The following is a 25,816-nucleotide window of genomic DNA, read 5'->3' as shown; positions in this document are numbered from 1 at the left end:
GAGGATTTCAAAATGATTGTCGATATGCTGTCCGAGTCTGTGGGTCAGTTTGGCTATTTTGCGCTTTTCTTTATGTTATGGCTAGGGATTGTTGGTATGCCGATTCCTGACGAGGTGATCGTGCTGTCTGCGGGAGTGCTGACCTCGATGGGACTTCTGCATGTCTTTCCTGCATTTATTGCGACCTATTTGGGTGTTGTGTCTGGGCTGTCATTGGGATATGTGCTCGGGAGATGGCTAGGTGCACCTGCACTGAACTGGATTAGTCGCAAAAAAGGAATGAACAAGTACGTAGAGCAAGCGCAGTCGCTGCTCGATCGTTACGGAAGCTACGCTCTGTGTATTAGCTATTTCTTTCCAGTCGTCAGGCATGTGGTTCCTTACTTGGTCGGGATCGGGAAAATGACGTTTCCACGGTACGCTCTGTTTTCGTACACAACCGGTTTTGTATGGACACTGATCTTGTTTTTGCTTGGTCATTTTATGGGCAATAAGGTCGAGCTGCTTACTTCTTATGTGGCCTTGTTAAATAATCGAACTGTGATTTTTTCTGTATTAGGTGTACTGGTTCTCATTGCTGCTGCTTATTATGGATTTACCGTTTGGAGAAAACAAAAAAGCATGGCAGCTGCGCCACAGCCACTGATGATCGATCCTGATCGAAAAGAGTAACCCGAATGGAATAATGACGAAGTCAACAACCCCTCTGCGTGGAGCAGAGGTTTTTTTATTTTTATCATAAAAAAACCCGTCCGTATGTGCGGTAGTGGCACAATGGAGGGGCTTTGGACAACGGTTTATGAGGTAACCTTGTTTCTTCGAATGTTTCGCTGGCGCAGCCATTCCGGCAAGATAATTCCGAGTAAAATGATTACGACACCGCTCACTTGGAGGATAGAGACAGATTCATTCAGTATGACATAGGAGGAGAGTACAGCCATAGGTAGCTCAGCTGCTCCCAATATGGCTCCCATCCCCGGTCCGATGTGGGGCATCCCATAATTGAAAAAAACCGTCGGGATCAAAATCCCGAAAAAGGCGAGTAAAAATACGTATGGAAACAACCCGTCCAACAATGCTCCGTTGAATAGAAAAGCAGGTGGGTAAATCAGGCTGGCCAACAGAAAAGAGCCCGTTGCCATGCTGGAACTACGAAGCCACGGATTAACAGAAATGGCGGTTTTCCCGCTGAACAAAATAAACAAAGTAAAAGAAACGGCTGAGAGAAGGCCGAATATGACACCCAGGATATGAAATTGGGCCAATCCACCGCTCTCAAAAATTCCTCCTGCAAGAAGGGTCCCTGTCAGCAACAAGAGGAGGGAAAAAATCGTCTCCTTTCCAGGCATCTTTCGAGTCATCACTGCTTCAATCAGTACGCCCATCCACGTGAATTGAAACAAAAGGACGATAGCGATCGAGGCTGGGATATATTGCAGGGCATTGTAGTACATCATTCCCGTCGAACCGACAGTCAGACCTACAGCGACCAATAATAGCAACTGGCGAAGGGGAGGCTTGGTACGTAGGAAAAAAAGGGCGGGTATCCAGGTCAGCACAAAGCCCAAAAACATTTGCCCACCAATTACCTCTGCGGGCGAATAGCCTTGCTTGTAGGCAAGCTTTACGATGGTTGATAGTATGCCATAACTACATGCTCCGAGAAAAACCAGGAGGATGTATCTCATCTGATGCATCTCCTCACATACGATAATAATTCTTAGCTAGAATATTACGACAGCGTCCGTTTGTCTATGGATGAAAAAGATTCCATTTTTGGTTCGAACAAAGGTTTGAGTTTGATCCCAGCGGGAAATAGTGAAGTGACACTATATAATCGTACCCACTACAAATGGTGTAGCTATAGGATTAGTGAACAGCTCAGAAAAAAGGGGGAGGCTTGTGTACCTGAAGTGGAGGGATCGATTATTTTCCACATTTTTATTATTGATTCTAGGTCCTACTATTTTTATTTGCTTCCTTTTTTATGATCAAGCCAAAGAGGCAGTATTTGAGCTATACAAGACGAACATGAATGCGAATATAGGACTCGTCGATGAACGTCTCTTGTCTCTTTTTCAGTCTATCCAAAAGGATACCGATGAATTGGCGATTAGGCTGACTGTGCGTATGACAGATGGACCATCTTTTGTCGAGGGAAATAAAAAGGGCATCCGGCGTGAATGGCCATCGCAGGAACAAGCTGTCCAAAATCTATTCGAGCGTTTCTCCCACAAACAAAACGTGGTAGGCAATATTGTTTTTCTCGGTGAAGATGGGAGAGTGTTCTCTTTACGCGAAGATAAGAGCTGGAGTGCGGATAATCAATTTATGGAACGAGAGCATTGGGGAACCGGAGAAAGCAGAGTAGATTTTCTAACCAAAAGGGAGAAAGAGGAGTATCCAAGATCATTTTTTCTCGAGAAGCGCCTGGAGGGTTCGAATCCAAAAGCTACGGGACTTTTATTGGTAGAAATCGATCTGGACAAACTGACTGACTGGGTCCGTACCTACGTCGTTCCAAAAGAGTATGGCATGATGGTTCTTTCCCCCTCCCGAACCATTATGATTCACACCGACAAAGCGATGATTGGAAGCCATGTTTCGGGGCTTCCTCATTATGAAATCGTGCGCAATCAGTGGGAACAATCCAATGAAAAAGGACTCTTTTCATTGCTCATCCAAGGCAAGGACATTTACGTATACCGTCAAGTATCTGAAAAAAGCGGTGGTGCTTATTTTGAGTGGTTGCCAAGAGACGGGATTAATGAACGGCTGCAACGGTTGAACCTCATCTTTTTTTTCACCCTTTTTATTGTTATTTTATTTGCCTGTTATGTGGCTCATCGTTTATCAAAATGGATTGGTGAGCCGATCTATAGCTTGGTATCCGCCACTGACTCCTTGTTGAAAGGTGACTTTTCTATACGCGTCCCGATACAGGGAATGAAAGAAATAACGCTCTTGGAGAATAAGTTCAACACCATGGCAGAACAGATGCATTCGTTAATTACCCGAGAGCGGGAGTATTCGCAACAGAGCCTGGATCAAATCGTTCGCAGCTTTTATTTAGCCGTAGAGATGAAGGACCCTTATACAGCAGGACATTCAGAACGAGTTACACACTACGCCCTTATCATCTATGATTATTTACAACAACAGGAGCAGCTTGCCTTTTCACGAGATGATTTACGTTATGCTGGATTAATGCATGATATCGGAAAAGTAGCCATTCCTGATCACGTCCTTTTAAAAACAGGAAAGCTCTCATCTGACGAGTATGAATGCATGAAAACTCATTCCATCATCAGTGGAAAAATTGTGGAGCAGATAGAAAACCTGTCTCATATCAGTCCAGGCGTGCGGCATCACCATGAGCGATGGGATGGAAAAGGTTACCCTGATCAGCTCAAAGGGGAAGAAATCCCGCTGATTGGGCGTATTCTTGCCGTTGCAGATACGTTTGATGCGATGACTTCTACACGTTCCTATCGCAAAGCCATGTCAGCAAATGAGGCATACGAAGAAATTCTGCGATGCCAAGAAACACAGTTTGATCCCTCCATTGTTTCGATTTTTAAGAAGGCTTTTGAGGATGGAGCTATTCAGATTACACAATCGGCGGATTGCAAGGGAAGAGTTAGTAAGGATAGAGAGATTTCCTAACACTGGATAGGTTTACTCCTTGCTATCGGCTAGTAACTTTGGTATTCTAATTCTACCGTGCTAGACGGGGAGGTTGCGGTGCCCTGTAACCTGCAATCCGCAATAGCAGGGTTGAATTCCTATCCTAGGTTTTCTTATGTGAGGCTGCCTTATGGCGGCGGTGTTGAGGAGCGGGTCCTGTGCAACGCGAACCCATGAATCTGGTCAGGTCCGGAAGGAAGCAGCCATAAGTGGATCATCGCGTGTGCCGCAGGGTAGCCTGCTCTGAGCTGCTACCATAAGTAACGCTCGGATAAGAATTATCGAAGATAGGTGCACGGTACTTATCACGCATGTACAGATAGCATGTTTCCAAAGGGAAGCATGCTATTTTTGTTTATGTTTATTTTACGATCCAATTATTTTTTGTTGGAATTTGACGATAACTAGCGAAACATTTCCATGCTTTTCAGGCGGATAGAATGAAGGTTTTACGACTATTTTCACGAATTTTCATAATAGGCGGAAAGGATTTCGGTTTCTTTCCTTTCAAAATACGTCATAGGCCAGGAGGGACAAGCAATGAGTGCACTTTCTTCGTTACATCTCGTTGGCTCGTCCGGTCGATTGCAGCGGTTCATGCATCAACTGCCTACTGCCGTTTTATTGGTGAATCAAGCGGGTAGTATCGTGGAGGTCAACGAACAACTGCTTCGTGTAACCGGATATTCACGCGATCAACTAGTCAATCAGCCTATCAGCTCTCTTCTTCCCCATCGAGGCTCCATAGAGCATCTGTATGAGGAATATTTGCGAAGGGAAGAAGAAGTGGGAACCAAGGGCGAGGTCGAACTAGAATGGCGTGATAAACAAGGGAAATGCAGGAACACATCTGTTATGATCATGGCACAGCAAGCAGAAGAACTTCTGTACATGATTCATTTTCCCCAACTCCTAAAAGAAAGCGATCAGCTCTTATCGCAACGATTGCTGACCAAACTGACCTATGATACAAGCATGGGCTTGTTTATCCTCGACGAGAAATCGATCATTATCGAAGCCAGTCAGACGGCGTGTAAGCTACTGGGTATGGAGAGACTGGATGTCATCAATAAACACGTCGATCAGGTATTTAGCGGCATCCCCGAACCGCATCGGTTCATTAAAAAAGAACTGTTGGAAGGCGTAAAGCTGCAAAATGTCGCGACTTCCTGGACCAATGACAACCAACGCTATGAGCTGATTGTCGACGCAAATACACTCCAAGACGAGTCAGGGAAAATAGTGGGGGCGTTTATTCTTTTTAAAGACATAACAAACCTGCGATCCTTCGCCCAAAAGCTCGAGCGGAATGAACGCTTGGCGATGATCGGGCAAATCGCTGCTGGTACAGCACACGAGATTCGCAATCCCCTTACCTCGATCAAAGGTTTTCTGCAAATGTTCCTCAAGTTATTTAGTGACAGTGGCATGGAGAGGGAGAAAACGTACACCGAAATCATGCTCACCGAAATCAATCGCATCAATTCTTTAGTCAGTGAATTCCTGCTATTGAGCAAGCCGCGCAATATTCAATATTCCATGGTCGACTTAAATACCGTTTTTGAGGAAATTTTGCCGATCGTCGAGTCGCAGGCGAATCTGTACGGAATTGATGTTCAGTTTGCCTCTTGTGGTAAGCTTCCGATGGTCGTCGGGGATAACGAGCTATTGAAGCAGGTGTTCATTAATATCTGCAAAAATGGAATAGAAGCAATGGGAGAGCAGGGGTCGCTTCAGATTTCCCATCATTTCGATCAGGATGGCGACAAAGTGAGTATCGATATTCACGATTCAGGTCCAGGCATCCCGCTTTACATTATTGATAAGATTTTTGATCCGTTTTTTACGACAAAAGAGGAAGGGACAGGGCTAGGATTGTCTGTCTGCCAAAAAATCATTCACGATATTGGTGGTCAAATCCGCGTCTCCTCCAAAGGGTTTGGGACGACCTTCCATATCATGCTGCCATATTAGGTGTAGAATGCGTCCCGCACAATTGTGAACGGGGCGTTTTTTAAGTGAGACATGTCCGTTCACTTTGTACGAACGGTGGCAATCGTGTATACTGAATAGGATATAGAAGAGGACTGTGCAGATGGGGAGTGTCACACGAACATGGCTTATACCGCGCTATACCGCGTATACCGACCGCAGACTTTTCAGGACGTAGTCGGACAAGAGCATGTTACGACAACCTTGCGTAATGCTTTACGCGAAAATAGGCTGTCCCATGCCTATTTATTCAACGGTCCCCGAGGTACGGGAAAAACAAGTGCAGCCAAAATTATGGCGAAAGCAGTGAACTGCGAGCAGCCGATAGATGGCGAGCCATGCAATCAATGCGATACATGTAGAGCCATCTCCAACGGTTCTGTAACGGATGTGCTGGAAATCGACGCGGCATCCAACCGTGGTGTTGAAGAGATCCGCGACATTCGCGACAAAGTGAAATTTGCCCCGAGCGACGTCAGGTATAAAGTGTACATCATCGATGAGGTGCATATGCTGACGACAGAGGCATTTAACGCTTTGTTAAAAACCCTCGAAGAGCCGCCGTCCCACGTCATTTTTATTTTGGCGACGACAGAGCCGCACAAGCTGCCAGCTACGATTATCTCACGTTGCCAGCGCTTTGATTTTCACCGAATTCCACTGAGAGTGATGGTCGATCTTTTGCAAAGGATTTGTCAATCACAAGGGGTGCAGGTGGAGGAGCAGGCCCTGCAGCTCGTAGCGAAGATGGCTGAAGGTGGAGCCCGTGATGCTCTTAGCTTGTTGGACCAAGCGATTAGCTATAGCAAGGACGAGGTTCGTGCTAGTGATATTATGCAGATTACGGGCACAGTTGCCCAATCTTACTTTTCTGTGCTTGCGCGACATATTGCCGAAAATGATATTGCGCAGGTCATGGAGCAATTTGATAAAGTCATGGTGCAAGGGAAGGACCCGGAGCAGTTCCTGCACGATTTCCTCTACTATTACCGCGATATGCTGTTATTGAAGACAGCGCCGCAGCTAGAAGAGATTGTCGAGCGGACCATGATTGATGACCAGTTTGCAGAGGTTGCAAAGCTGTACTCGTTTCCGGTGCTTTACGCAGCGATTGAGACCTGCAATCAGGCTTTGTCGCAATTAAAATGGTCGACCTATGCAAGGGTGCTGGTTGAACTGACCCTTGTCAAAATGTGCCAGCCTAATGCGAATGCGACGGAATCTATGGGAGCCTCACCCGTTAACAGCGAGGAACTGACCGCGATGTCCAATCGTATCCGCGTTTTGGAAGAGCGTTTGGTTCAAGTGATGCAAGGTCAGGTGAGCATTCCCGGCCAGCAAAAGGCCGAAGAAACGCGCAAGAGCGAACCAAGGCGCATAGCTGCGGCTTCTGGTGGTTCACGAACCCCAATGAATAGAGTCAGGGAAGTCGCGAAGGCCATGGATGAGAATTTGACGAGACAAGTGCGTGGGCAGTGGAGTCAAATTTTGACCGAACTGAAAAAGATCAAGATCCAGTACCAGGCTTGGCTAGTCAATGGTCAACCGGTAGCCGCCGGCAATGAAGCGGTTGTCGTAACCTTCAACAGTGCTATCCATTGCGATAAGACGATGGAGGCAGAGCTTCGGAGCGTGATCGAGCGCGTTATGTCTACGGTGTTGGGCAGGCCCTTGCAGCTCTTGTCTGTCATGGAGGAAGAGTGGCAAAGTGTAGACCAGCAGGTTGGTCAAAAAGACGCTTCTGATGAGCCAGAAGAGGACCCGTTTTTGGCGGAAGCCATCAAGCTCGTCGGAGAAGGTCTTGTGGAAGTCAAAGACTAAATCATACACTCATAACCATTTAGGGAGGATACCTCAATGAAAAACATGCAGCAAATGCAACAAATGATGAAGCAAGTGAAAAAAATGCAGGAAGAAATGCAAAAAGCGCAAGAAGGCTTGAAAGAGAGAATCGTGGAAGGCTCTGCTGGTGGCGGTGCTATCACTGTGAAAATCGATGGACATAAGCAAATCAAAGACATCGTGATCAAGCCAGAAGTAGTAGACCCTGAAGATGTAGAAATGCTGCAAGACCTGGTGCTCACTGCTGTGAACGATGCACTGCGCAAAGCAGATGAAATGGTAGGCAAGGAAATGGGCAAATTTACTGGAGGCATGAACATCCCAGGCCTGTTCTAAAAATTGGGCAGGAAAAGAGGAGTAGGCGATGTTTTATCCAGAACCGGTCTCAAAGCTCATTGATGGTTTTATGAAATTGCCCGGCATTGGTCCCAAAACGGCTGGGCGGCTTGCCTTTTTTGTGCTAAATATGAAAGAGGACGACGTGCTTGATCTGGCAAAAGCATTGGTCAATGCCAAGCGTCAGCTTCATTACTGCTCGGTCTGCAACAATATTACCGATCTCGATCCATGTCATATTTGTCGGGACAAACGCCGTGACGGCTCCATCATCTGTGTGGTGCAGGAGCCCCGAGACGTGGTAGCGATGGAGAAGACGCGAGAGTTTGAAGGGTATTATCACGTTTTGCACGGGGCGATTTCTCCTATGGATGGGATCGGTCCGGAGGATATTCGCATTCCTGACCTGTTGAAGCGCCTCGGTGACGAGCAGGTGAAGGAAGTCATTTTGGCGACCAATCCGAATATCGAAGGGGAAGCAACAGCGATGTACATTTCCCGGCTGATTAAACCTTTTGGCATTCGCGTGACGCGTATCGCCCACGGCTTGCCAGTAGGTGGAGATTTGGAGTACGCCGATGAAGTGACGCTGACCAAAGCATTGGAAGGAAGACGCGACTTGTAATGGAAATTTAAAAAGTTCTCCTTCTTCAGGTTCTCGCCACTTTCTCGGTGCTGAAAGGACGACTTTTTAAATATCATCCGAGTGTAGGATATAGATAGAAAAGAAGACGGGGGCTGCCTGTCTTTTTTTCGTTTCAAGAGGAGGATGCAGGATGCCAGTTATTCGTATGGAGTTTTTGATAGATGCTCCGCGACAGGTTTGCTTTGATGCTGCCAGAAGCATTGATTTACATATGGAATCAACCGCCAGCACGAAGGAGAGAGCCATTGGAGGAGTAACGAGCGGACTGATAAACCTAGGGGAAACTGTTACCTGGGAAGCCATTCATTTTGGTATCAAGCAGAATTTGACGGTGAAAATCACAGAGATGGAAGAACCGTGCTATTTCGTGGACGAGATGGTTTCTGGCGCTTTCAAACGGTTTCATCACACGCATGAGTTCATTCCGATTACGGAAAATCAGACGAGGATGATCGACATTTTTGATTACACATCTCCGTTGGGTATTTTGGGAAAGCTCGCGGATTGGTTGTTCCTGGAGGCATATATGACGCGATTTTTACGAACGCGCAATGAATATCTCAAGCAAGTAGCGGAAGCAAAGATCAAAGCTTTGCAATCTTGATAGAAATGCCGGACTTTTTTGAATGGACGAGACATACAGTGAAATAGGAGCGTGAGGAGATGCTGACAGGACCAGGACTGTCGCTTGCGAGTGGGATACGGCGACAAAAGTCCACTCCATGGGCGATCATGCTGTTTATTGGGTATTGGCTCATGTTTGCTGCCGAGTTATCCATGATTCGTTTTCACAAGGGGGTAGACGGAAAGTGGGTCGCTACTACCGTCGGGCAACCGGAGGTGTGGTTAGGATTACTTGCATTTGGGGTGACGGTATTTAGCTTCATTGCGACCGTTGGTTTCATTGTGAGCCTGCTAAGAGAAAGACGGCAGCTGACGTCATGGCTATGGCAATATGACGAGCTTACAGGGAATGATGTTCTGCATATTGTAGCTTGGCTGCATGTGTTTCAAACGGGCGTACTACTGTTGTATGGGTTTTTACTGGAGGGTACCTTCTTTTCCATCGGTACGATCGGAGGAATATTGGAATCAGCTATTTTTCAACTGTTCCTGTTGATTTTGATTCCGCTGTGGTTTCGTGGACGACTGGGGGAAATCGGCGTTCGCCGACCTGTACGACTAGGCCGGATGCTGTTGATGCTCGCTGCCCTGTTTCTTTTGATTGCACTAGTGATGGATGCGGTGGTGACTAACCCAATTGCGGACTGGTTTGGATTATCTCTATCTTCAGAGCGAGAGCAGCAGATCGAAAAAGAGATTGTGCAGGCGAAAGAAACGGATATTTTGGCGGCGCTCACCTCACTTGTGGTCATTGGCATCTTGGTTCCGATTGCGGAGGAGATTTTGTTTCGGGGCGTGATTCAGACTTATCTGGTTCAGAGAATTGGGCCTCTTTTGGGTATTTTCCTGAGCAGTCTCTGGTTTGGGCTCCTGCATATGGATCTTGCCCTATTTGCTCCACTTTTTGTCATTGGACTTTTACTCGGATTCGTTCGACATCGGTACCAATCAATCTGGGGAGCTGTTTTATTGCATGCGTTGAACAACATGACAGGGGTACTTTACTACTTTCACTGAGGGGGAAGCTTGCTGGTGAGTAGGTGGAGAAAAAAAGCGCGGTTTGTGGTGGAATGGAATGAAGCGAGCTTGGATGTGGCAGTCAATCAGGCGCGAATGGACTGGCAGCATGCCCGCCATCTTGTGGAGATCAGTGAACCGGATGGCGGTTTGGATGATGTCATTTACTATTTGCATGTGACCGAAAAGCGGTATATGTATTTGCTCGCGCAAGCAAAGCGCGAAAGGAATCGCCAACAGGCATAGGAGGAAAAAGCCGATGACTACAGGGTGGGTTATAGCACTGATTGTAGTTGGAATTTTGCTGGTGATTGCCGTCAGCAAATCTGTCACGGGCCCGATCAGGTGGATTGGATTTGGGATCATGCAAGTCGTGATTGGGGCACTATTGCTGTTTTTTACCAATCTGGTTGGAGAGCTGGCTAACTTCCATATCCCAATCAACCCGGTGACGGCTCTGCTCGTCGGATTTCTCCGTTTGCCTGGATTGGCGGCGTTGATTGTCATCAAGCTATGGGTTATGTAAAGGTGTATCGATTCGGTTATCCATCGGTAAGCAAAAAAGCAACGCCGCGATCCTCGTATTTCACACGGCTACGACTTGGCTGACGAAAGGAAGTAAGGAGGGCGAGGAGGCGTGGCAGCGAGACGATCAACGTTCCGGTGATCAACGTGAGCCCATATCCTTCTGAAAGCCACACATAAGCCCCTGCTGCAATCGCCATACTCCCCACGTTTACCGTCAGCTCACTTCCCCGATAGACAGAGAGCGGGATGGGAAGTGGATAGCCTGCCCCCCACCATGGAGAGACGAGCATATCGGCAGTTGTCTTTGGCTTATGGCCGCGCAGAAGGGCATACAGTCGAAATAAGACCAAATGACAGATCGGTATCACGGGTAGAATCGCTAAGGTCACAATCAGCGTATAAGCGGGGACTTGTAGCAAGAATGAGTGCCAAATAAGGGACAAGCCTATCAACAGCAGTTGAAAAAGGTAGCCGACGAATCGCCAGCGAAAACGATAGAGCAGCTTGTAGCTATAGATCGTATGAGCGGCGGTTTCTTTCATGAGAAGTCACTTCCTTTGACAGCGGTCTGGATGAATGAAAGTCTGCGTTTCCATTATCGCACAGTCGCAAATCTTGAGAAAGCTCATACAACGAATGAAACAAGCCGTTTGTCTAGCCTGATTAGACTGACGGCTTTTTGTTATGGGTAGGATAAAAGGAATGATAGGGGTAGGGTGTGAGGAGGGAAGAAGAGCGTGAAGCTTTGGGTCATTTCAGAGGAGGTCGTAGCGAGATTTGGAAATGAGCTAGGAGCATGTGGAATCGAGCTGGTTGTTTGCAGCACAGATGCCATTCAAGAAGGCGCCAATGGATTGTTGCTGACAAAAGAGAGTGATGGCAAGCTTTTGCAGGAAAGGATGCAAAAGCTGGGGACGGAGCCATGGCTCGCACTTGTCTACGGAAGCGACGTGCCATACGACTGGGCGAATACATTACATACCCAATACGAGCACACCGGGAAGTATGAGGTCATCCGTATGGCTTTATTTACCCATGAGCGTGCTTTGCTTGGAGGGGGACCCGATGGGAGATGGATGCGATTCCTCTGTAGGCAGCTCGCTCGCTACTCACTGGTGACGATGGTATGCGGGATGCGTGAAGTGGATGAAGCGCTTCGGCAATTGCCGCGGTATCTGGCGTGGAAGGAGCAGTTTTACATCGAACTTGGTGCCAGCTGCGATGAGAAGGGAATTTCTCTGCTCCAGGTCAGTCGCGCGCTCGGAATGGACAAACGAATCGGTCACGGCTGGCTCTACCCGTCCCGCAAGGACTCTTCTCTCATCGTGAGATGGCTTGAAAAAGAATGCAGGCTCGTTCTACAAAAAGCCAATATACAGCGGATCGTACTTTGGGGAGAGGATTCGCTATGGGAGCATATGTCTTCTGACTGGTTGGCTGGAAAGGACGTTGCCATGTACACGGGGGAGGACAAGCCAATTCCGAACAAAAGGATGACGCGTTGGACGCTATACGATTCGTGGCAGGATGCTGTAAAGGATGCGGATTTGCTCGTGATCGGGAATGCTGCGGGAACGACCATTACAGAGCTGCCGTTATCAGAGCTGGTAAACCGAATGAGGCAGTCCTATGCCATTGATGCGGCAGCTTGCTTCCCTGTGCAGGAAGCCCAGTCCTACTTCCAAGCCTACCGAGCTGTCGGCGAAAACACGAACGTTTGGGAATGATGCTGACTATAATGGGGTATAATGGTTGGTATATTGAGGAAAAGGGCAGGCGTTTTCACTATGGAAAAAGTTGCTCAGCGATGTATCGTCTGTGAACAGGAGCAGAATGACGGAATCGCCATTTGTGAGCAGTTTATCTGTCAACGGTGCGAACAGGAAATGGTCAATACCGATGTACAGGATGAAAAGTATCCGTTTTTTATTCATCAGATGAGACGCATTTGGTTGCGAAAAGATGCGTGAAGAAAGAAGGCATCGGTGCATTCCGGTGTCTTTTTTTTGCTGGATTCATGCGTGTCCAAATCATGCTAAAATAGGGGAATAAAAATAAAGGACGTGAGTCGCGCGTGTTGGAGAGAGATGTTGAATTTCGGGAGCGACAAAAGCGTGCGCCCCTTTATGAACAGCTTGAACGGCACGCCAAGCATCGTCCGCATCCGTTTCATGTGCCAGGACATAAAATGGGCCACAGCTTTGACAACCATGCGAAAAATCGTTTTCAAGACATTTTGGAGCTGGACGTAACGGAAATTAGCGGGACAGATGACCTGCATCAGCCACAGGGTGTCATTGCAGAAGCGCAGGATTTGGCGGCGCAAGCCTTCCATGCGGAACAGACCAAGTTTTTGATCGGAGGAAGTACAGTAGGAAATATCGCCCTCATCATGACGGTATGCAGACCGGGCGACAAGATACTCGTACAACGCAATTGCCATAAGTCTGTATTCAACGGCATTATGATGGCGAGAGCAACCCCGATCTTTTTAGTACCTGCCGTCGATCTGGCAACAGGAGTCGCTGCGGGTGTAAGGCGCGAAGATGTAGAGCGTGCGCTGCTTGCACACCCCGATGCCAAGGCAGTTTTTTTGACGAATCCGACCTATTATGGAATGGGTATCGATTTGGCGAAAATGGCGGCTACTGTCCATCGGTTTGACGTACCGCTGTTGATAGACGAAGCTCACGGTGCCCACTATGGGTTCCATCCTGCCTTTCCGCGTTCTGCCATGCAGGAAGGTGCGGATGCTTCAGTCCAATCGACACACAAAATGGGAACAGCGATGACGATGTCCTCGATGCTGCATATTCGGGGGGAGCGGATTGATCGTGAACGGTTGTTCCGCCATCTCGCCATGCTTCAGTCTTCTAGCCCATCCTATGTGCTGATGGCTTCGCTCGATGTAGCCAGACGTCATCTGGTGTTGGAGGCGACCGAGGAGTGGAACAGGTTGTTGCCGCTTTTGGACAAGTTTCGGGAGCGACTTGATCGACTGGACTGGCTGGATTGGCCGCGCCTGTCCACAAACAGCGTATACGCTACGCTTGACCCGTTGAAGCTGTTTTTCCATTTGCGAACAGCCCAATTCAGTGGATTTGACTTACAGAAATGGATGGAAAAGCACGGGATTTTCTCGGAGCTGGCGGATGACTCTCATGTACTCCTCGCAGCCTCGACAGGAACAGCCTCCCGTGATCTGGAAGCTTTGTGGAGATTGCTTGAATCGATGGCGCCACAAGTAGAACCGGGGGAGGAGCGCATTCTTTTGGCGGGAGTCGTGTCTTCCCATTATTTGCGCGAGCAGGCATTGCCGATGCATGAAGCCGTTGATTGCCCGAGGGAGTCGATTCTTTTGGAGCAGGCTCTGGGACGCACTGTGGCAGAGATGGTGATTCCGTATCCGCCAGGGATTCCGGTGCTGGTGCCAGGCGAGCGGATCGATGAAGAAAGTCTGGCGATGCTAAAGGAATTGGCGAGAGGACAAACAAGATTCCACGGCGTACAAGACGACCAGCTACAAACGATACAGGTTTTACGATAATGTAAGCAACTGGCCTGCTACAACAGGGGTGGAAGGAGTATGGAAGTGGCAACAGGAAAAAAAGGCCGATTTATTACGATAGAAGGCGGAGAAGGGGCTGGGAAATCCACCGTCATCGCCAAGCTGTACGAAGAGCTGAAAACGCGGGGAGTCGATGTGCTTTTGACTCGTGAGCCCGGTGGAATTGATATCGCCGAAAAAATTCGGGAAATTATTTTGAATCCAGCCCACACGCAGATGGATGAAAGAACAGAGGCTCTCTTGTATGCGGCAGCACGTGGTCAGCATTTGGCGGAAAAGGTGTTACCTGCTTTGGCAGAGGGCAAGCTGGTACTGTGCGACCGTTTTATCGACAGTAGTCTCGCCTATCAAGGACATGCGCGGGGATTGGGCATTGATGCTGTCTACCAGATTAACCGATTTGCTGTCGGGGACTGTATGCCGGAATTGACTTTGTTCTTTGATGTACAGCCCGAAACCGGATTGGCACGGATTAATGCCTCCCGTGGCCGAGAAGTAAATCGTCTCGATCTGGAAGGGATGCGTTTCCATGAGCTTGTTCGGGAAGGGTATCAGCTGGTCATGGAACGCGACCCAGAGCGCTTTGTCGTCATTGATGCCGAGCAGCCGATGGAACAAGTATATCAATCTGCCCTACAGGCACTACTAGACAGATTGTAAAGGCTGTAAGGTTCCCTGTACCGCAGGATGATGTACATGCTGTATAATATGTTTAAGCGAAATAACGTACCAAGCCTACGTGTTTTTCATACAATGAAGAAGTCAAATTGGGAATGGATCATGGGAGAAAGGGTGATAGCCGATGAAAATGGTAGTTGCGGTCGTCCAAGATAAAGATAGTGGTCGTCTGTCTCAACAACTGGTGAAAAAAGGGTTTCGTGCTACGAAGCTGGCTAGTACGGGTAGCTTTTTACGCGCCGGTAACACAACTTTTTTGATCGGTACGTCTGACGAAAGCGTACCGGAAGTAATCGACATCATTGCGCATAATTGCAAATCCCGCAAACAAATGGTCACTCCCGTCTCTCCACTCAGTAATGCTGTAGACTCGTTCATGCCCTATCCGCTGGAAGTACAGGTGGGTGGTGCGGCAGTATTCGTATTGGATGTCGGAGAGTTCCACTCATTTTAATGTGGTTCTTCTCTCTTTTTTCGCAGCTTTCGTATATACTTGATCTCATGGGGACAAACCTGTATTGGATCGGGCGACGGAGGTGGCGATATGAAAATCAGTGATGGGTTACGGCCTAAACTGGACTTGATTAAAACGACGGATTCACGCAAGAATCCTCAACTGGAAAAGCTGAATTTTGGCACGATGATTCAAGGAGAAGACGAACGTATGTCTCAGGAGAAGCTTACCCGGCTGCTGACAGACATAGACAAGCAGGGACAGATTCTTGCTCGTTCCCGCGCCGTTCGTGACTTCTATGCTTATAAAAATCTCGTCAAGCAGTTTATGGAAGAGGCTGTGAAGTTCGGCATTGCCTTAGATGACAGACGAGGAATGAATCGACGTGGTCGCAGCAGGCTGTACAAGATCGTCAAAGAGGTGGATGCAGAGCTACTCAAGCTGACAGATGAGCTCTTGAGTGAGCAGGCACCAACGATTGACTTGTTAGCCAGGATTGGCGAAATCCGCGGCATGTTGATCAATTTGTATTTTTAGTGGGTGTGAAACCATCATGACATGGACCCGTTTTTCTCAGCAGCCACGAGCACAGGAACTGCTGTCTCATAGTTTGCGCAACGAACGACTGGCACACGCCTACTTGCTGGCGGGTCCCAAAGGTTCAGGTAAAAAGCAGATGGCCCTGCATCTGGCGAAGTCCCTTTTTTGTTCAGAAAGGGAGGCAGACGCCTGCGGGGCCTGTGTTACATGCAGGCGCATAGAGGGTGGTAACCATCCGGATGTGTTGTTTATTACGCCTGATGGGGCTTCGATTAAGATCGACCAGATCCGTTCGCTGCAAAAAGAAATGGCGATGCGCGCCGTTGAGTCGTCACGCAAGGTATATATCATCGAGCACGTCGATAAAATGACGACACAGGCTGCCAACAGTCTGCTCAAGTTTCTGGAGGAACCGCCCGCTGGTGTACTGGCACTACTTTTGACAGAGCACAGCCATGCGATTCTTCCTACGATTTTATCTCGATGCCAAATCGTTCAATTTTCACCACTTTCTGCGGAATCGATTGCGGAAAAGCTGCGTGCAGAGGGCGTTTTGGCGGGAATGGCGCAGGTTGCCTCCCACATTACGACAAATGTGGAAGAAGCTATGACACTCAGCCAATCAGAATCGTTTGCACAGCTAAGAAATCTAGTGATACAATTGGTGCAGGAGTGCAAACAGCGCAATTCATCTGCACTCTTAACGATCCATGATATGTTGCAAAAGAGCGACAAAAGTAAAGAGGAACTACCCCTCTTTTTAGATTTGCTCATCCTTTGGCTGCGCGATATCCTGTATTTGCAAGTAGGCAGGCATGCCCATCTCATTAACAGCGACCAACAGGATGTGCTGCAAGGACAAGCACTGGTATGGACAAAAGCTGAGCTCTTGCGTGGGATAGATTTGGTCATGGAGACGAAAAATCGGATAGAGCGAAATGCCAACGCACAGTTGGCTCTTGAGCGGTTGGTTCTTCAATTCCAGGAGGGATAACCCTTGTACGAGGTTGTTGGGGTCCGCTTTAAGAAAGCGGGCAAAATATATTACTTCGACCCTGACCGACTGCCGATTGAGCAAGACTGCACCGTCATCGTTGAAACGGCGCGAGGGGTCGAATTTGGCAAGGTCGTTATTGGCAAAAAAGAAGTGGCTGAGTCTGATGTCGTATTGCCGCTGAAAAAGGTCATTCGGATGGCAGACGAGCGAGATGCAAAACAGGTGGATGAAAACAAGCAAGCCGCCAAGAATGCTTTTGCTGTATGTCAGACGAAGATCAAAGAGCACAAGCTCGATATGAAGCTGGTCGATGTGGAGTACACGTTCGACCGCAACAAGATTATCTTTTATTTTACTGCTGACGGCAGGGTTGATTTCCGTGAGCTGGTAAAAGACCTCGCCTCCGTATTCCGCACCCGGATTGAGCTTCGCCAGATCGGTGTGCGTGACGAAGCCAAAATGCTCGGCGGGATCGGTCCTTGTGGCAGGTTGCTTTGCTGTTCAACGTTCCTCGGCGATTTCGAGCCTGTCTCGATCAAAATGGCCAAGGACCAAAATCTTTCGTTGAATCCAGCCAAAATCTCCGGTCTATGCGGCCGGTTGATGTGCTGTTTAAAATACGAGAACGACAACTATGAAAGCTCGAAGGATGAGATGCCGGACGTCGGCAAATTGGTCACCACCCCGATGGGGAATGGACGAGTCGTTTCCGTAAACGTGCTTGACCAATCTGTTCAAGTAGAGCTTTCAATTGACAAACGTGTCACCGAATTCGGATTGGATGAGATTGCGATAGGTCTCCCCACCTTTGAATAAAGTGTGGGGGTAGGGGAGAGGTGAGCTAGTGGACAAACGGGAAATCTTCGTCAAGATGGCGAGCATTGAAGAACGTATTGGCGACCTTTATAAGGAAATTGGTGAACTGAAAGACGTCATCGTTGTTTTGATGGAGGAAAACGCCCAATTACTCGTTGAAAACCAGCACCTTCGCAACCGACTAGACAGGAAAAAGACCGGCTCCCAAGCAAAACAAAAGGGAACAAGCCCTGTCGCGAAGGAAAAAGCCAAAAAGGCAGTGGTCGGCGAAGGATATGACAACCTAGCCCGTTTGTACGCGGAAGGATTTCATATCTGTAATGTGCATTTCGGCAGCCTGCGAAAAGAAGGGGATTGCCTGTTCTGTCTCTCATTCCTGAGCGGCGGCCCTCAAAAATAAGCGGTGAGTAACCAGCACCACATGAAAAAGCGACCTGGGCCACGTGTCAGGTCGCTTTTTTCCGGATAGGAATAATAAGACAAGAACAAAAGGGAGTACGAGTTGCAGATGGAACCTGTCACCAACGTGCCGCTTTACGAAACAGAGCGCATCGATGATTTATTGACACATGAAATGAAAATAATCCAGAGCCACGAGGTGTTTTGCTTCTCGATGGACGCGGTTCTTTTGGCGCGATTCGCATCGGTGCCAAAGCGCGGAAAAGTATTGGATATGTGCACGGGCAATGGAGCTATACCGCTCATTATGACGACGCGTACGCCAGAAGCCAGTTTTGATGGAATCGAAATTCAAGAGCGTTTGTTCAGCATGGCGAGCCGCAATGTGACATTGAATGGTTTGAACGAGCGAATTACGATGCATCATGGCGATGTGAAGGATGCGGTGTCGCTGTTTGGGCACGGGAATTTCGATTTGATCACCTGCAATCCGCCATATATGCCTGCGACCAGTGGGGAGAAAAACATCAGCGAGCACTTTGCGATCGCTCGTCATGAGATTATGCTGTCCTTGGAGGATGTCATTCGCGTGGGGAGTCAGTTGCTGAAAAATGGCGGGAAGCTGGCGCTTGTGCATCGATCCACACGTTTGATCGACATTGTATCGCTTATGCGCCAATACGGCATTGAGCCGAAACGAATGCGTCTGGTTTATCCGCGCAAGGAAGCAGAGCCGAATATGGTTCTGATCGAGGGAATAAGGGGTGGAAAGCCGGAGCTGAGAATTCAGCCGCCGCTGATTGTGTATGAGAATGGAGAGCAATACTGTGAAGAACTACAGGAAATCTATTATGGCAGACGAGATTCCCTCGAGTAAGAGTCACTATGTCTACATCCTCTCTTGTGCGGATGGGACACTCTACACCGGATATACAACAGAGCTGATCCGTCGCTTGGCTGCTCATAATGAAGGAAAGGGTGCCAAGTATACGAGAGGCCGCGGGCCAGTGGAGCTGCTCTATTGGGAAGAAGGAGCAGACCGTTCCTGGGGTCTCAAGCGTGAAGAGAGCATCAAACGATTAACGCGCAAGAAAAAAGAAGAATTGATTGGAGGGGCCTCCGAATGAATGTGCAACGCAGTTTTGCGTCAGAAGAAGCAGGAGTCCTTTATTTGGTGGCTACACCCATCGGTAATCTCGACGATATCACGGTGCGGTGTCTAAATACGTTGCGTGAAGTCGATGTCATCGCGTGTGAAGATACGCGCCAGACGAGAAAGCTGCTGAATCATTTTCAAATCGAAAAACGTACGGTCAGCTATCACGAGCATAATAAAGAAGCAAGTGGAAATGGGTTGTTGCAGTGGCTTGCCGAGGGCAAAAAGATTGCCTTGGTAAGCGACGCTGGCTTGCCGGCTATTTCCGACCCGGGCGCGGAGCTGGTACGAGATGCGACCGCAGCGGGATTTTCTGTCATCCCCGTTCCAGGTGCCAATGCGGCGTTGACAGCTTTGATTGCTTCCGGCCTTCCTACTGATCGCTTTGTATTTTGCGGATTTATGGGACGCGAAAACAAAGAAAGACGCGAAGAGCTGGAACGACTGAAGCGATATCCAGAAACGCTGATTTTTTATGAAGCTCCTCATCGGGTGGAAAAGACGCTTGCGGCCATGCGGGAAGCGTGGGGGAATCGGCGAGCTGTCCTGGCAAGAGAGCTGACAAAGCGCTACGAGGAATTTGCGCGCGGGACGTTGGACGAGCTGTTGGAATGGCTCAGAAGCGGCGAGGTGCGCGGTGAGTTTTGTGTCATTGTCGAGGGCAACACCGGTCCGCTGGAAGCGGAAGTTGATGATGCATGGTGGCAATCGCTGAGTATCGTGGAGCACGTGGATCATTACTGCGCACAAGGCATGGGGAAAAAGGAAGCCATCAAGCAAGCAGCTGATGATCGAAACGTATCCAAACGAGATGTTTACAACGAATATCATCGTGAATAAAAGGGAATGAGTGAGTAAAGCTGGCCGATACGGTCGGCTTTTTTCTTTTCGTCATCTCGACAGGGTTGGATTACAGTTTTCTGGCGATGTATCCTTTGAAATGCCGACAGATGTGGTCTATTCTGATTTGTATGCGCCCAGGCAGTTCTTCTTCCGCGTGCTTTTGAAGAAAAAATAGCAAACAAAAAGCCTTTGTGAGGCTCGTCCCACAAAGGCATGTTTATGTAATCAAATAATATTAGCGTTTAACAGGCATTTCTGTCAGGCAATCTTGGCACACAATTTTACCTTTAAAGTGAGATACTTTGTCAGCGTTTCCACAGAAGATACAAGCAGGCTCATACTTTTTCAGGATGATGCGCTCTCCGTCAACGTAGATTTCCAAAGCATCTTTCTCAGCGATACCCAGAGTGCGGCGCAATTCGATTGGAATAACAACACGACCCAATTCATCTACTTTACGAACGATACCGGTTGATTTCATCATAGTTAAAATCTCCTCCCAAAATACTGTATATGTCGATGCTATTGTTATACACTCATCATTTATCGTCAATATTCGACATTTTCTGTTGGGATAATCATACCAGCCATTCCCAAAGGTGTCAACATGATTTTGACAATTCCTTGAAAAGCAAAATGTTTTTTCAAAACCGAAATGCTGTTAAATAGGTGTTTATCAAAGTGTTGGAAGAGATATGGAAATTTATATGGATAAAATTTACTGGGATTATTGGGTGTCGAATGAGTCGACGAATGTCGAAACCCAACATGATGATTCGACAAAAAACCCAAGTTTTCCCCTTTCTACTTGTAATTTGTAAAGTTGGCATGAGGCGAGCGATAAAATCGCTAAGGAAGATGGCTTTGTCGAGGATGTTTACAAAACAGGTTGGTCGTGTACAATAGAGGATAAATACAGCAAATGATACCAAACGACCATGATGGGAAGAGTAAGCCGATCTCCTTATTTCAGAGAGCCGGGGTAGCTGAAAACCGGTATAAGCGAGCAAGCCGAACATGGACCCTGAGTCTTGCAAATGAACAGTGACGGCATTGACCGTACCAAGTAGTTTGTGACGTATGCCCACGTTACGGGTAGAGTCATGTTTTGACTCACCAAGTCCGTTTTCCGTGAGGGGACGGAGTATTTGGGTGGTACCGCGAGATAGAGCTCGCCCCAATTTTTTTGGGGTGGGCTTTTCCTTATTTTCATTAACGTAAACAGGAGGGGAATAGTTGCAATGAAACCTACTTATTACATTACAACACCGATCTACTATCCAAGTAACAAACTCCACATCGGTAACGCCTACACCACAATCGCGTGTGATGCTTTGGCACGTTATAAGCGTTTGCGCGGCTATGATGTGTATTACCTGACAGGGACAGATGAGCATGGTCAAAAGCTCCAAGAGCGTGCAGCTGAAGAGGGCAAACAACCGCTCGAATTCATCGACCCGATTGTCGATTGGGTAAAGGACCTGTGGGAAAAGCTAGACATCTCTTATGACGATTTCATCCGTACCACAGAGCCTCGTCATAAAGAAGTCGTACAAAAAGTGTTCCAGCGCCTGCTCGACCAAGGTGATATTTACTTGGGCGAATACGAGGGCTTCTACTGTGTACCTGACGAGGCATTTTGGACAGAGACTCAATGTAAAACGGATAATGGATATATTTGCCCAGACTGTGGACGCGAAGTGAAAAAAGTGAAGGAGAAAAATTACTTCTTCCGCATGTCCAAGTATCAGGACAGACTACTTGCACACATTGAAGCAAACCCTGAATTTATTCAACCGGAGAGCCGCCGCAACGAAATGATCAATAACTTCCTGAAACCAGGCCTCCAGGATTTGTCCGTTTCCCGCAGTACATTTGACTGGGGAATCAAGGTGCCAACCGATCCAGAGCATGTTATTTACGTATGGATTGATGCATTGACGAACTATATTTCTGCTCTCGGGTATTTGTCCGAAGACGACAGCAAATATCGTAACTTCTGGCCAGCCAATGTTCATATGGTTGGAAAAGACATTTTGCGCTTCCATACGATCTACTGGCCAATCCTGTTGATGGCACTGGACATCCCGTTGCCAAAACAAATTTTTGGTCATGGCTGGCTTCTGATGCCGGATGGAAAAATGTCGAAATCCAAGGGCAATGTCATTGACCCGAAGGTTTTGATCGACCGTTACGGTTCTGACGGCGTTCGCTACTTCCTGCTTCGTGAAATCAACTTCGGTCAGGATGGCATCTTCACGCCAGAATCGTTCGTACAGCGCCTGAACTACGACTTGGCTAATGACATCGGAAACCTGCTCAGCCGTACCGCTACGATGATTGAGAAATATTTCGATGGTATTGTTCCAGCTCCACAGGATGCAGGAGAGCCGGATGACAGCTTGATCGGCCTTGCGATGAAAACGAAGGCGCTGGTGGAAGAGCACATGGAAGAAATGCGCTTCTCCAATGCACTGGCTCACATCTGGGAGCTGGTGGGACGTACAAACAAATACATCGACGAGACCATGCCTTGGAATTTGGCGAAATCCGAAGAAACCAAAGGTCGTTTGGCAACCGTTATGTACAATTTGGTGGAAAGCATCCGCATTAGCTCCGTGCTGATCCAACCGTTCATGACAAAAGCACCAGCGAAAATTTGGGATCAACTGGGTATTTTGGGCAATGAAGAAGCAACCAACTGGGAATCTGCAAGTGCATGGGGTGGATTGCCTGCTGGAAGCACCGTTAGCCGCAAGGAACTGCTCTTCCCTCGTCTGGATGTGCAAGCGGAACTCGCTTTCATCGACGATTCGACAGCAGAGGCACGCCGCCAAGCGGAAGAAAACAAGAAAAAGCAAGCAGCTTTGAAAGGGGAAGCACCTGTGAGCGAAACAAACACCAACCAAACAGAAGCAGCAACTGACAAGCCAGCTGATGCAAAAGAAGAGATCAGCATCGACGATTTTGGAAAAGTAGAGCTACGCGTGGCACAGGTAGTGGAATGTGCCAAGCATCCAAATGCAGACAAATTGTTGGTTCTGCAATTGGATCTCGGCTACGAAAAGCGCCAAGTAGTTTCCGGTATCGCGAAATACTACTCCCCAGAAGATATGGTCGGCAAAAAAGTGATCCTCGTAGCTAACCTGAAGCCAGTGAAGCTTCGCGGTGAGCTGTCCCAAGGAATGATCTTGGCAGCATCGGCAGGAGATCAGTTGACACTTGCGACTGTTGACCCAAGTATGCCAAACGGAGCAATCGTGAAGTAACGAGGGCAAGGAAAGGAAGGACCCATCTTGTTATTTGAAACCCATGCTCATCTAAATGCGAATGAATTCGATGAAGATCGTGCAGAAGTCATTTCTCGTGCGCAAGAAAATGGCGTCAGTACGATTGTGAACATCGGATTCAACGCTGAAACCATTCCAAGCTGCATGGATTTGGCTCATGCGTATGACTTTATTTACGCCGTCATCGGTTGGCATCCACAGGACGCCAAGGATATGACGGACGAACATCTGGAATGGATTGAGGAACTCAGTCGTGATCCGAAAGTAGTGGGATTGGGTGAAATGGGCTTGGATTACTACTGGGATACGTCGCCACGTGATGTGCAGGCAGAGGTATTCCGGAAGCAGATCCGTCTGGCTCGCAAGCTCGACATGCCGATCATCATCCACAACCGCGATGCGCACCAAGATGTTCTGACGATCCTGAAGGAAGAGAAGGCAGCAGATGTTGGCGGCATCATGCACTGCTTCTCTGGCAGCTGGGAAACAGCGAAGCAGGCACTCGATATGAATTTTTATATTTCGTTCGGTGGTCCGCTTACATTCAAAAATGCCAAGCAGCCAAAAGAAGTAGCAGCGAAGGTACCGCTAGACAAGTTGTTGATAGAGACAGATTGCCCATATCTCACTCCGCATCCTTTCCGAGGAAAGCGAAATGAGAGTGGATATGTGCGTTACGTCTGTGAGGAAATGGCGAACATTCATGGTTTGTCTTATGAGGAAATGGCGCAAATTACCGCAGACAACGCCAGACGTCTTTTTCGCATGAACGGTTAATAAAAACGGGAAATCACGATTGATCACGTGATTTCCCGTTTTTTTTGTGTGAAGTAACCAGGTTCTACTCGTTTTTGTCGACGCATACGATGAACAATGTGTCGAACGATTATTGTCCATCCGACATGGCTTCTCGACAGGTTTCTGCTACCATTCGCCAAGCCTATTTTGCTAGTCTGATACCATTATCGTTTCAGCCAAAAGGGAGGGTAAATTTGACAAAGGAGAGAAAGTGAAATACAATCAAAGCCGACCTTGTGAAGTACCGGCCACTTCCAGAATATTAGTGCAATTACATCGACCCTTACCTGGCTAGACAAGAAGAGCCTTGTGCTTTTCTAGGAAAAGGAGTGTGGGAAATGGAGTTACGCGCGATATGGGAAAGGTATAAGAATCGCGGGCTCGTCATGTTTGGCTGCCTTGCTCTTGTGCTCGTTCCCATGATTGGCTATTTCTCTGCCCAGGCTACTCAGCCAAAACAGGTCACTTTTTCGTTGGACGGAGAAAGCAAGACGGTCGCAACAAAAGCCACGACCGTTGAACAGTTCTTAACCGAGCGAAACATTACGGTAACGGAAAAGGATTCCCTTCAACCGACACCTGAGACGAAGCTAAAAGACGGAGCACTCATTACTTTATATACAACCTGGTCCATACCAATCCAGGTTGACGGGCAGAAAAAAACGATAGAGACACTTAGTCGTGATGTTGCTGGTGCGTTGAAGGACGGCGGCATCGTGCTGGGTGAGAAGGACCGGGTAGAACCGGCATTGACCGCTACACTTACCAAGGACTCCTCGATCAGCGTAAAGCGAATTGTTGAGAAAATGGTAAAAGTCGATGAGCGAGTCACCTTTCAAGAAATACGCAAAAATGATCCAGCGCTGGAAAAAGGTAAGACCCGCGTATTACAGAGCGGGCAAGAAGGTAAGGCAATTGCACACTACAAGCTAGTCATGGAAGATGGGAAAGAAGTCTCCCGTGATCTGGTCAAAAGAGATGTACTTGTACCGAAGAAAGATAATGTTGTAGCCGTGGGTACCGCAATCCCAATGTTGCAGAAGAAGGGTCAACCAGATCGGGTCCTGGTTGCTTCTGCGGCGGGTCCGGTCTCGCGTGGTGGAAAAGTATTTAGGCCGAAAAAAGTACTGAACGGGGTTACCCTGACCGCTTATACTCCTTCGGGAGGTGGCAAACACCCAAGCTCTCCGGGATATGGACGCACATCAACAGGGGCAAAAGCCAAGGTAGGTCACACAATCGCTGTAGATCCTAACGTCATTCCGTATGGATGGTGGGTGTACATTGAAGGTGTTGGGTATCGTCGAGCTGAAGATACGGGTGGTGCCATGAAAGGTGGCAAAATCGACGTATTCGTAGGCACGGAGTCCGAGGCGAGGAATTTCGGTCGCAAGCGCAACAAAACTGTATATATAATTGGACCACAGAAGCCTTAGGACAGGAGCGATTGCTCCTGTTCTTCTGTTTCCTGGATGGTTATTGTGATAAGCTGTTTGTTAGTTAGACGATTCTATTTACCAAATGTTTCATGTATTTTTTGCTTGAGGTACGGTTTTTTTGGAACAATAGTATCGTACCGATTTTGTACGAAAGTGGGAGCACATG

Annotated in this window: 29 protein-coding genes, 1 other RNA gene and 1 other annotated feature; of the genes, 27 read left to right on the top strand and 3 right to left on the bottom strand. The window is 48.0% G+C overall.

What is annotated here, in order from left to right; translation table 11 throughout:
- Positions 1–12: 12 nt before the first annotated feature.
- The gene (locus tag HPY31_RS26635; protein ID WP_064202253.1) at positions 13–672 is read left to right on the top strand and encodes a DedA family protein; all 660 of its coding nucleotides are present in this window, start codon (positions 13–15) and stop codon (positions 670–672) included.
- A gap of 125 nt (positions 673–797) precedes the next feature.
- On the opposite strand, the gene HPY31_RS26630 is transcribed toward HPY31_RS26635, so the two are convergent.
- Entirely contained in the window at positions 798–1,688 is an 891-nt protein-coding gene (locus tag HPY31_RS26630) for an EamA family transporter (protein ID WP_016740895.1), read from the bottom strand.
- Positions 1,689–1,902: 214 nt separating this feature from the next.
- On the opposite strand from HPY31_RS26630, the gene HPY31_RS26625 reads away from it, so the two are divergent.
- The 10 genes from HPY31_RS26625 (at position 1,903) to HPY31_RS26580 (ending at position 10,670) form a co-directional block, all read left to right on the top strand.
- On the top strand, positions 1,903–3,666 hold the full coding sequence (locus HPY31_RS26625; RefSeq protein ID WP_172143067.1) for an HD-GYP domain-containing protein: 1,764 nt from the start codon (positions 1,903–1,905) through the stop codon (positions 3,664–3,666).
- A gap of 55 nt (positions 3,667–3,721) precedes the next feature.
- An RNA gene (gene ffs, locus HPY31_RS26620) (signal recognition particle sRNA large type) lies at positions 3,722–3,986 on the top strand.
- Between the two features lie 241 nt (positions 3,987–4,227).
- Positions 4,228–5,661 carry a PAS domain-containing sensor histidine kinase gene (locus HPY31_RS26615; protein ID WP_064202250.1) on the top strand — a complete coding sequence of 478 codons (1,434 nt, stop codon included), beginning with the start codon at positions 4,228–4,230 and terminating at the stop codon, positions 5,659–5,661.
- 141 nt (positions 5,662–5,802) lie between these two features.
- Entirely contained in the window at positions 5,803–7,500 is a 1,698-nt protein-coding gene (dnaX, locus tag HPY31_RS26610) for a DNA polymerase III subunit gamma/tau (RefSeq protein ID WP_016740898.1), read from the top strand.
- Positions 7,501–7,545: 45 nt separating this feature from the next.
- Positions 7,546–7,857 (top strand): YbaB/EbfC family nucleoid-associated protein, encoded by a 312-nt coding sequence (locus tag HPY31_RS26605; protein WP_026134079.1) that lies wholly within the window; start codon positions 7,546–7,548, stop codon positions 7,855–7,857.
- 28 nt (positions 7,858–7,885) lie between these two features.
- Entirely contained in the window at positions 7,886–8,482 is a 597-nt protein-coding gene (gene recR, locus HPY31_RS26600) for a recombination mediator RecR (protein ID WP_012683846.1), read from the top strand.
- 151 nt (positions 8,483–8,633) lie between these two features.
- Positions 8,634–9,107, top strand: coding sequence for an SRPBCC family protein (locus tag HPY31_RS26595; RefSeq protein WP_172143066.1), 474 nt, complete (start codon positions 8,634–8,636; stop codon positions 9,105–9,107).
- A gap of 59 nt (positions 9,108–9,166) precedes the next feature.
- Positions 9,167–10,144: a CPBP family intramembrane glutamic endopeptidase gene (locus tag HPY31_RS26590; protein ID WP_172143065.1), complete on the top strand. Its 978-nt coding sequence runs from the start codon at positions 9,167–9,169 to the stop codon at positions 10,142–10,144.
- 15 nt (positions 10,145–10,159) lie between these two features.
- Positions 10,160–10,390, top strand: coding sequence for a DUF2508 family protein (locus HPY31_RS26585; RefSeq protein ID WP_012683849.1), 231 nt, complete (start codon positions 10,160–10,162; stop codon positions 10,388–10,390).
- Positions 10,391–10,403: 13 nt separating this feature from the next.
- Positions 10,404–10,670 (top strand): pro-sigmaK processing inhibitor BofA family protein, encoded by a 267-nt coding sequence (locus HPY31_RS26580; protein ID WP_016740902.1) that lies wholly within the window; start codon positions 10,404–10,406, stop codon positions 10,668–10,670.
- A 16-nt stretch (positions 10,671–10,686) separates the two neighbouring features.
- Here HPY31_RS26580 and HPY31_RS26575 read toward each other — a convergent pair whose 3' ends face one another.
- Positions 10,687–11,214 carry a hypothetical protein gene (locus tag HPY31_RS26575; RefSeq protein WP_172143064.1) on the bottom strand — a complete coding sequence of 176 codons (528 nt, stop codon included), beginning with the start codon at positions 11,212–11,214 and terminating at the stop codon, positions 10,687–10,689.
- A 195-nt stretch (positions 11,215–11,409) separates the two neighbouring features.
- On the opposite strand from HPY31_RS26575, the gene HPY31_RS26570 reads away from it, so the two are divergent.
- From HPY31_RS26570 to HPY31_RS26510, 13 genes are all read left to right on the top strand, one after another.
- Positions 11,410–12,399 (top strand): hypothetical protein, encoded by a 990-nt coding sequence (locus HPY31_RS26570; protein WP_172143063.1) that lies wholly within the window; start codon positions 11,410–11,412, stop codon positions 12,397–12,399.
- 60 nt (positions 12,400–12,459) lie between these two features.
- Positions 12,460–12,642, top strand: coding sequence for a sigma factor G inhibitor Gin (locus tag HPY31_RS26565; RefSeq protein ID WP_007719893.1), 183 nt, complete (start codon positions 12,460–12,462; stop codon positions 12,640–12,642).
- Between the two features lie 104 nt (positions 12,643–12,746).
- Complete coding sequence (locus tag HPY31_RS26560) at positions 12,747–14,219, top strand: aminotransferase class I/II-fold pyridoxal phosphate-dependent enzyme (protein WP_172143062.1); 1,473 nt, start codon at positions 12,747–12,749, stop codon at positions 14,217–14,219.
- 39 nt (positions 14,220–14,258) lie between these two features.
- The gene (gene tmk / locus HPY31_RS26555) at positions 14,259–14,900 is read left to right on the top strand and encodes a dTMP kinase (RefSeq protein WP_012683854.1); all 642 of its coding nucleotides are present in this window, start codon (positions 14,259–14,261) and stop codon (positions 14,898–14,900) included.
- Between the two features lie 142 nt (positions 14,901–15,042).
- Positions 15,043–15,372: a cyclic-di-AMP receptor gene (locus HPY31_RS26550; protein ID WP_007719896.1), complete on the top strand. Its 330-nt coding sequence runs from the start codon at positions 15,043–15,045 to the stop codon at positions 15,370–15,372.
- Positions 15,373–15,462: 90 nt separating this feature from the next.
- Positions 15,463–15,909: a YaaR family protein gene (locus tag HPY31_RS26545; protein WP_012683855.1), complete on the top strand. Its 447-nt coding sequence runs from the start codon at positions 15,463–15,465 to the stop codon at positions 15,907–15,909.
- Between the two features lie 16 nt (positions 15,910–15,925).
- A complete protein-coding gene (gene holB, locus HPY31_RS26540; RefSeq protein WP_016740906.1) occupies positions 15,926–16,906 on the top strand; it encodes a DNA polymerase III subunit delta' in 981 nt (326 codons plus the stop codon).
- Between the two features lie 3 nt (positions 16,907–16,909).
- Complete coding sequence (locus tag HPY31_RS26535; RefSeq protein ID WP_012683857.1) at positions 16,910–17,725, top strand: PSP1 domain-containing protein; 816 nt, start codon at positions 16,910–16,912, stop codon at positions 17,723–17,725.
- Positions 17,726–17,753: 28 nt separating this feature from the next.
- The gene (yabA, locus tag HPY31_RS26530; RefSeq protein ID WP_012683858.1) at positions 17,754–18,125 is read left to right on the top strand and encodes a DNA replication initiation control protein YabA; all 372 of its coding nucleotides are present in this window, start codon (positions 17,754–17,756) and stop codon (positions 18,123–18,125) included.
- 108 nt (positions 18,126–18,233) lie between these two features.
- The gene (locus HPY31_RS26525) at positions 18,234–19,001 is read left to right on the top strand and encodes a tRNA1(Val) (adenine(37)-N6)-methyltransferase (RefSeq protein ID WP_172143061.1); all 768 of its coding nucleotides are present in this window, start codon (positions 18,234–18,236) and stop codon (positions 18,999–19,001) included.
- Entirely contained in the window at positions 18,976–19,251 is a 276-nt protein-coding gene (locus tag HPY31_RS26520) for a GIY-YIG nuclease family protein (protein WP_007719905.1), read from the top strand. The genes HPY31_RS26525 and HPY31_RS26520 overlap by 26 nt, the downstream gene beginning before the upstream one ends.
- Entirely contained in the window at positions 19,248–20,120 is an 873-nt protein-coding gene (gene rsmI / locus HPY31_RS26515; RefSeq protein WP_012683859.1) for a 16S rRNA (cytidine(1402)-2'-O)-methyltransferase, read from the top strand. The genes HPY31_RS26520 and rsmI overlap by 4 nt, the downstream gene beginning before the upstream one ends.
- A gap of 10 nt (positions 20,121–20,130) precedes the next feature.
- On the top strand, positions 20,131–20,298 hold the full coding sequence (locus HPY31_RS26510; RefSeq protein ID WP_253901960.1) for a hypothetical protein: 168 nt from the start codon (positions 20,131–20,133) through the stop codon (positions 20,296–20,298).
- Between the two features lie 60 nt (positions 20,299–20,358).
- On the opposite strand, the gene HPY31_RS26505 is transcribed toward HPY31_RS26510, so the two are convergent.
- Positions 20,359–20,607: an AbrB/MazE/SpoVT family DNA-binding domain-containing protein gene (locus HPY31_RS26505; protein ID WP_007719913.1), complete on the bottom strand. Its 249-nt coding sequence runs from the start codon at positions 20,605–20,607 to the stop codon at positions 20,359–20,361.
- 445 nt (positions 20,608–21,052) lie between these two features.
- Positions 21,053–21,306 (top strand) — a binding site (T-box leader).
- A gap of 58 nt (positions 21,307–21,364) precedes the next feature.
- On the opposite strand from HPY31_RS26505, the gene metG reads away from it, so the two are divergent.
- The 3 genes from metG (at position 21,365) to HPY31_RS26490 (ending at position 25,647) form a co-directional block, all read left to right on the top strand.
- A complete protein-coding gene (gene metG, locus HPY31_RS26500) occupies positions 21,365–23,392 on the top strand; it encodes a methionine--tRNA ligase (RefSeq protein ID WP_172143060.1) in 2,028 nt (675 codons plus the stop codon).
- Between the two features lie 27 nt (positions 23,393–23,419).
- Positions 23,420–24,190 (top strand): TatD family hydrolase, encoded by a 771-nt coding sequence (locus tag HPY31_RS26495; protein WP_172143059.1) that lies wholly within the window; start codon positions 23,420–23,422, stop codon positions 24,188–24,190.
- Between the two features lie 359 nt (positions 24,191–24,549).
- The gene (locus HPY31_RS26490; protein ID WP_087351495.1) at positions 24,550–25,647 is read left to right on the top strand and encodes a resuscitation-promoting factor; all 1,098 of its coding nucleotides are present in this window, start codon (positions 24,550–24,552) and stop codon (positions 25,645–25,647) included.
- The last annotated feature ends 169 nt before the right edge of the window (positions 25,648–25,816 follow it).

Origin of the sequence: Brevibacillus sp. HB1.3, assembly GCF_013186635.1 — a bacterium.
Lineage (GTDB): Bacteria > Bacillota > Bacilli > Brevibacillales > Brevibacillaceae > Brevibacillus > Brevibacillus brevis_D.
Note: the sequence above shows the minus strand (reverse complement) of the source record. Positions and strands in the feature narration are given on the sequence as shown.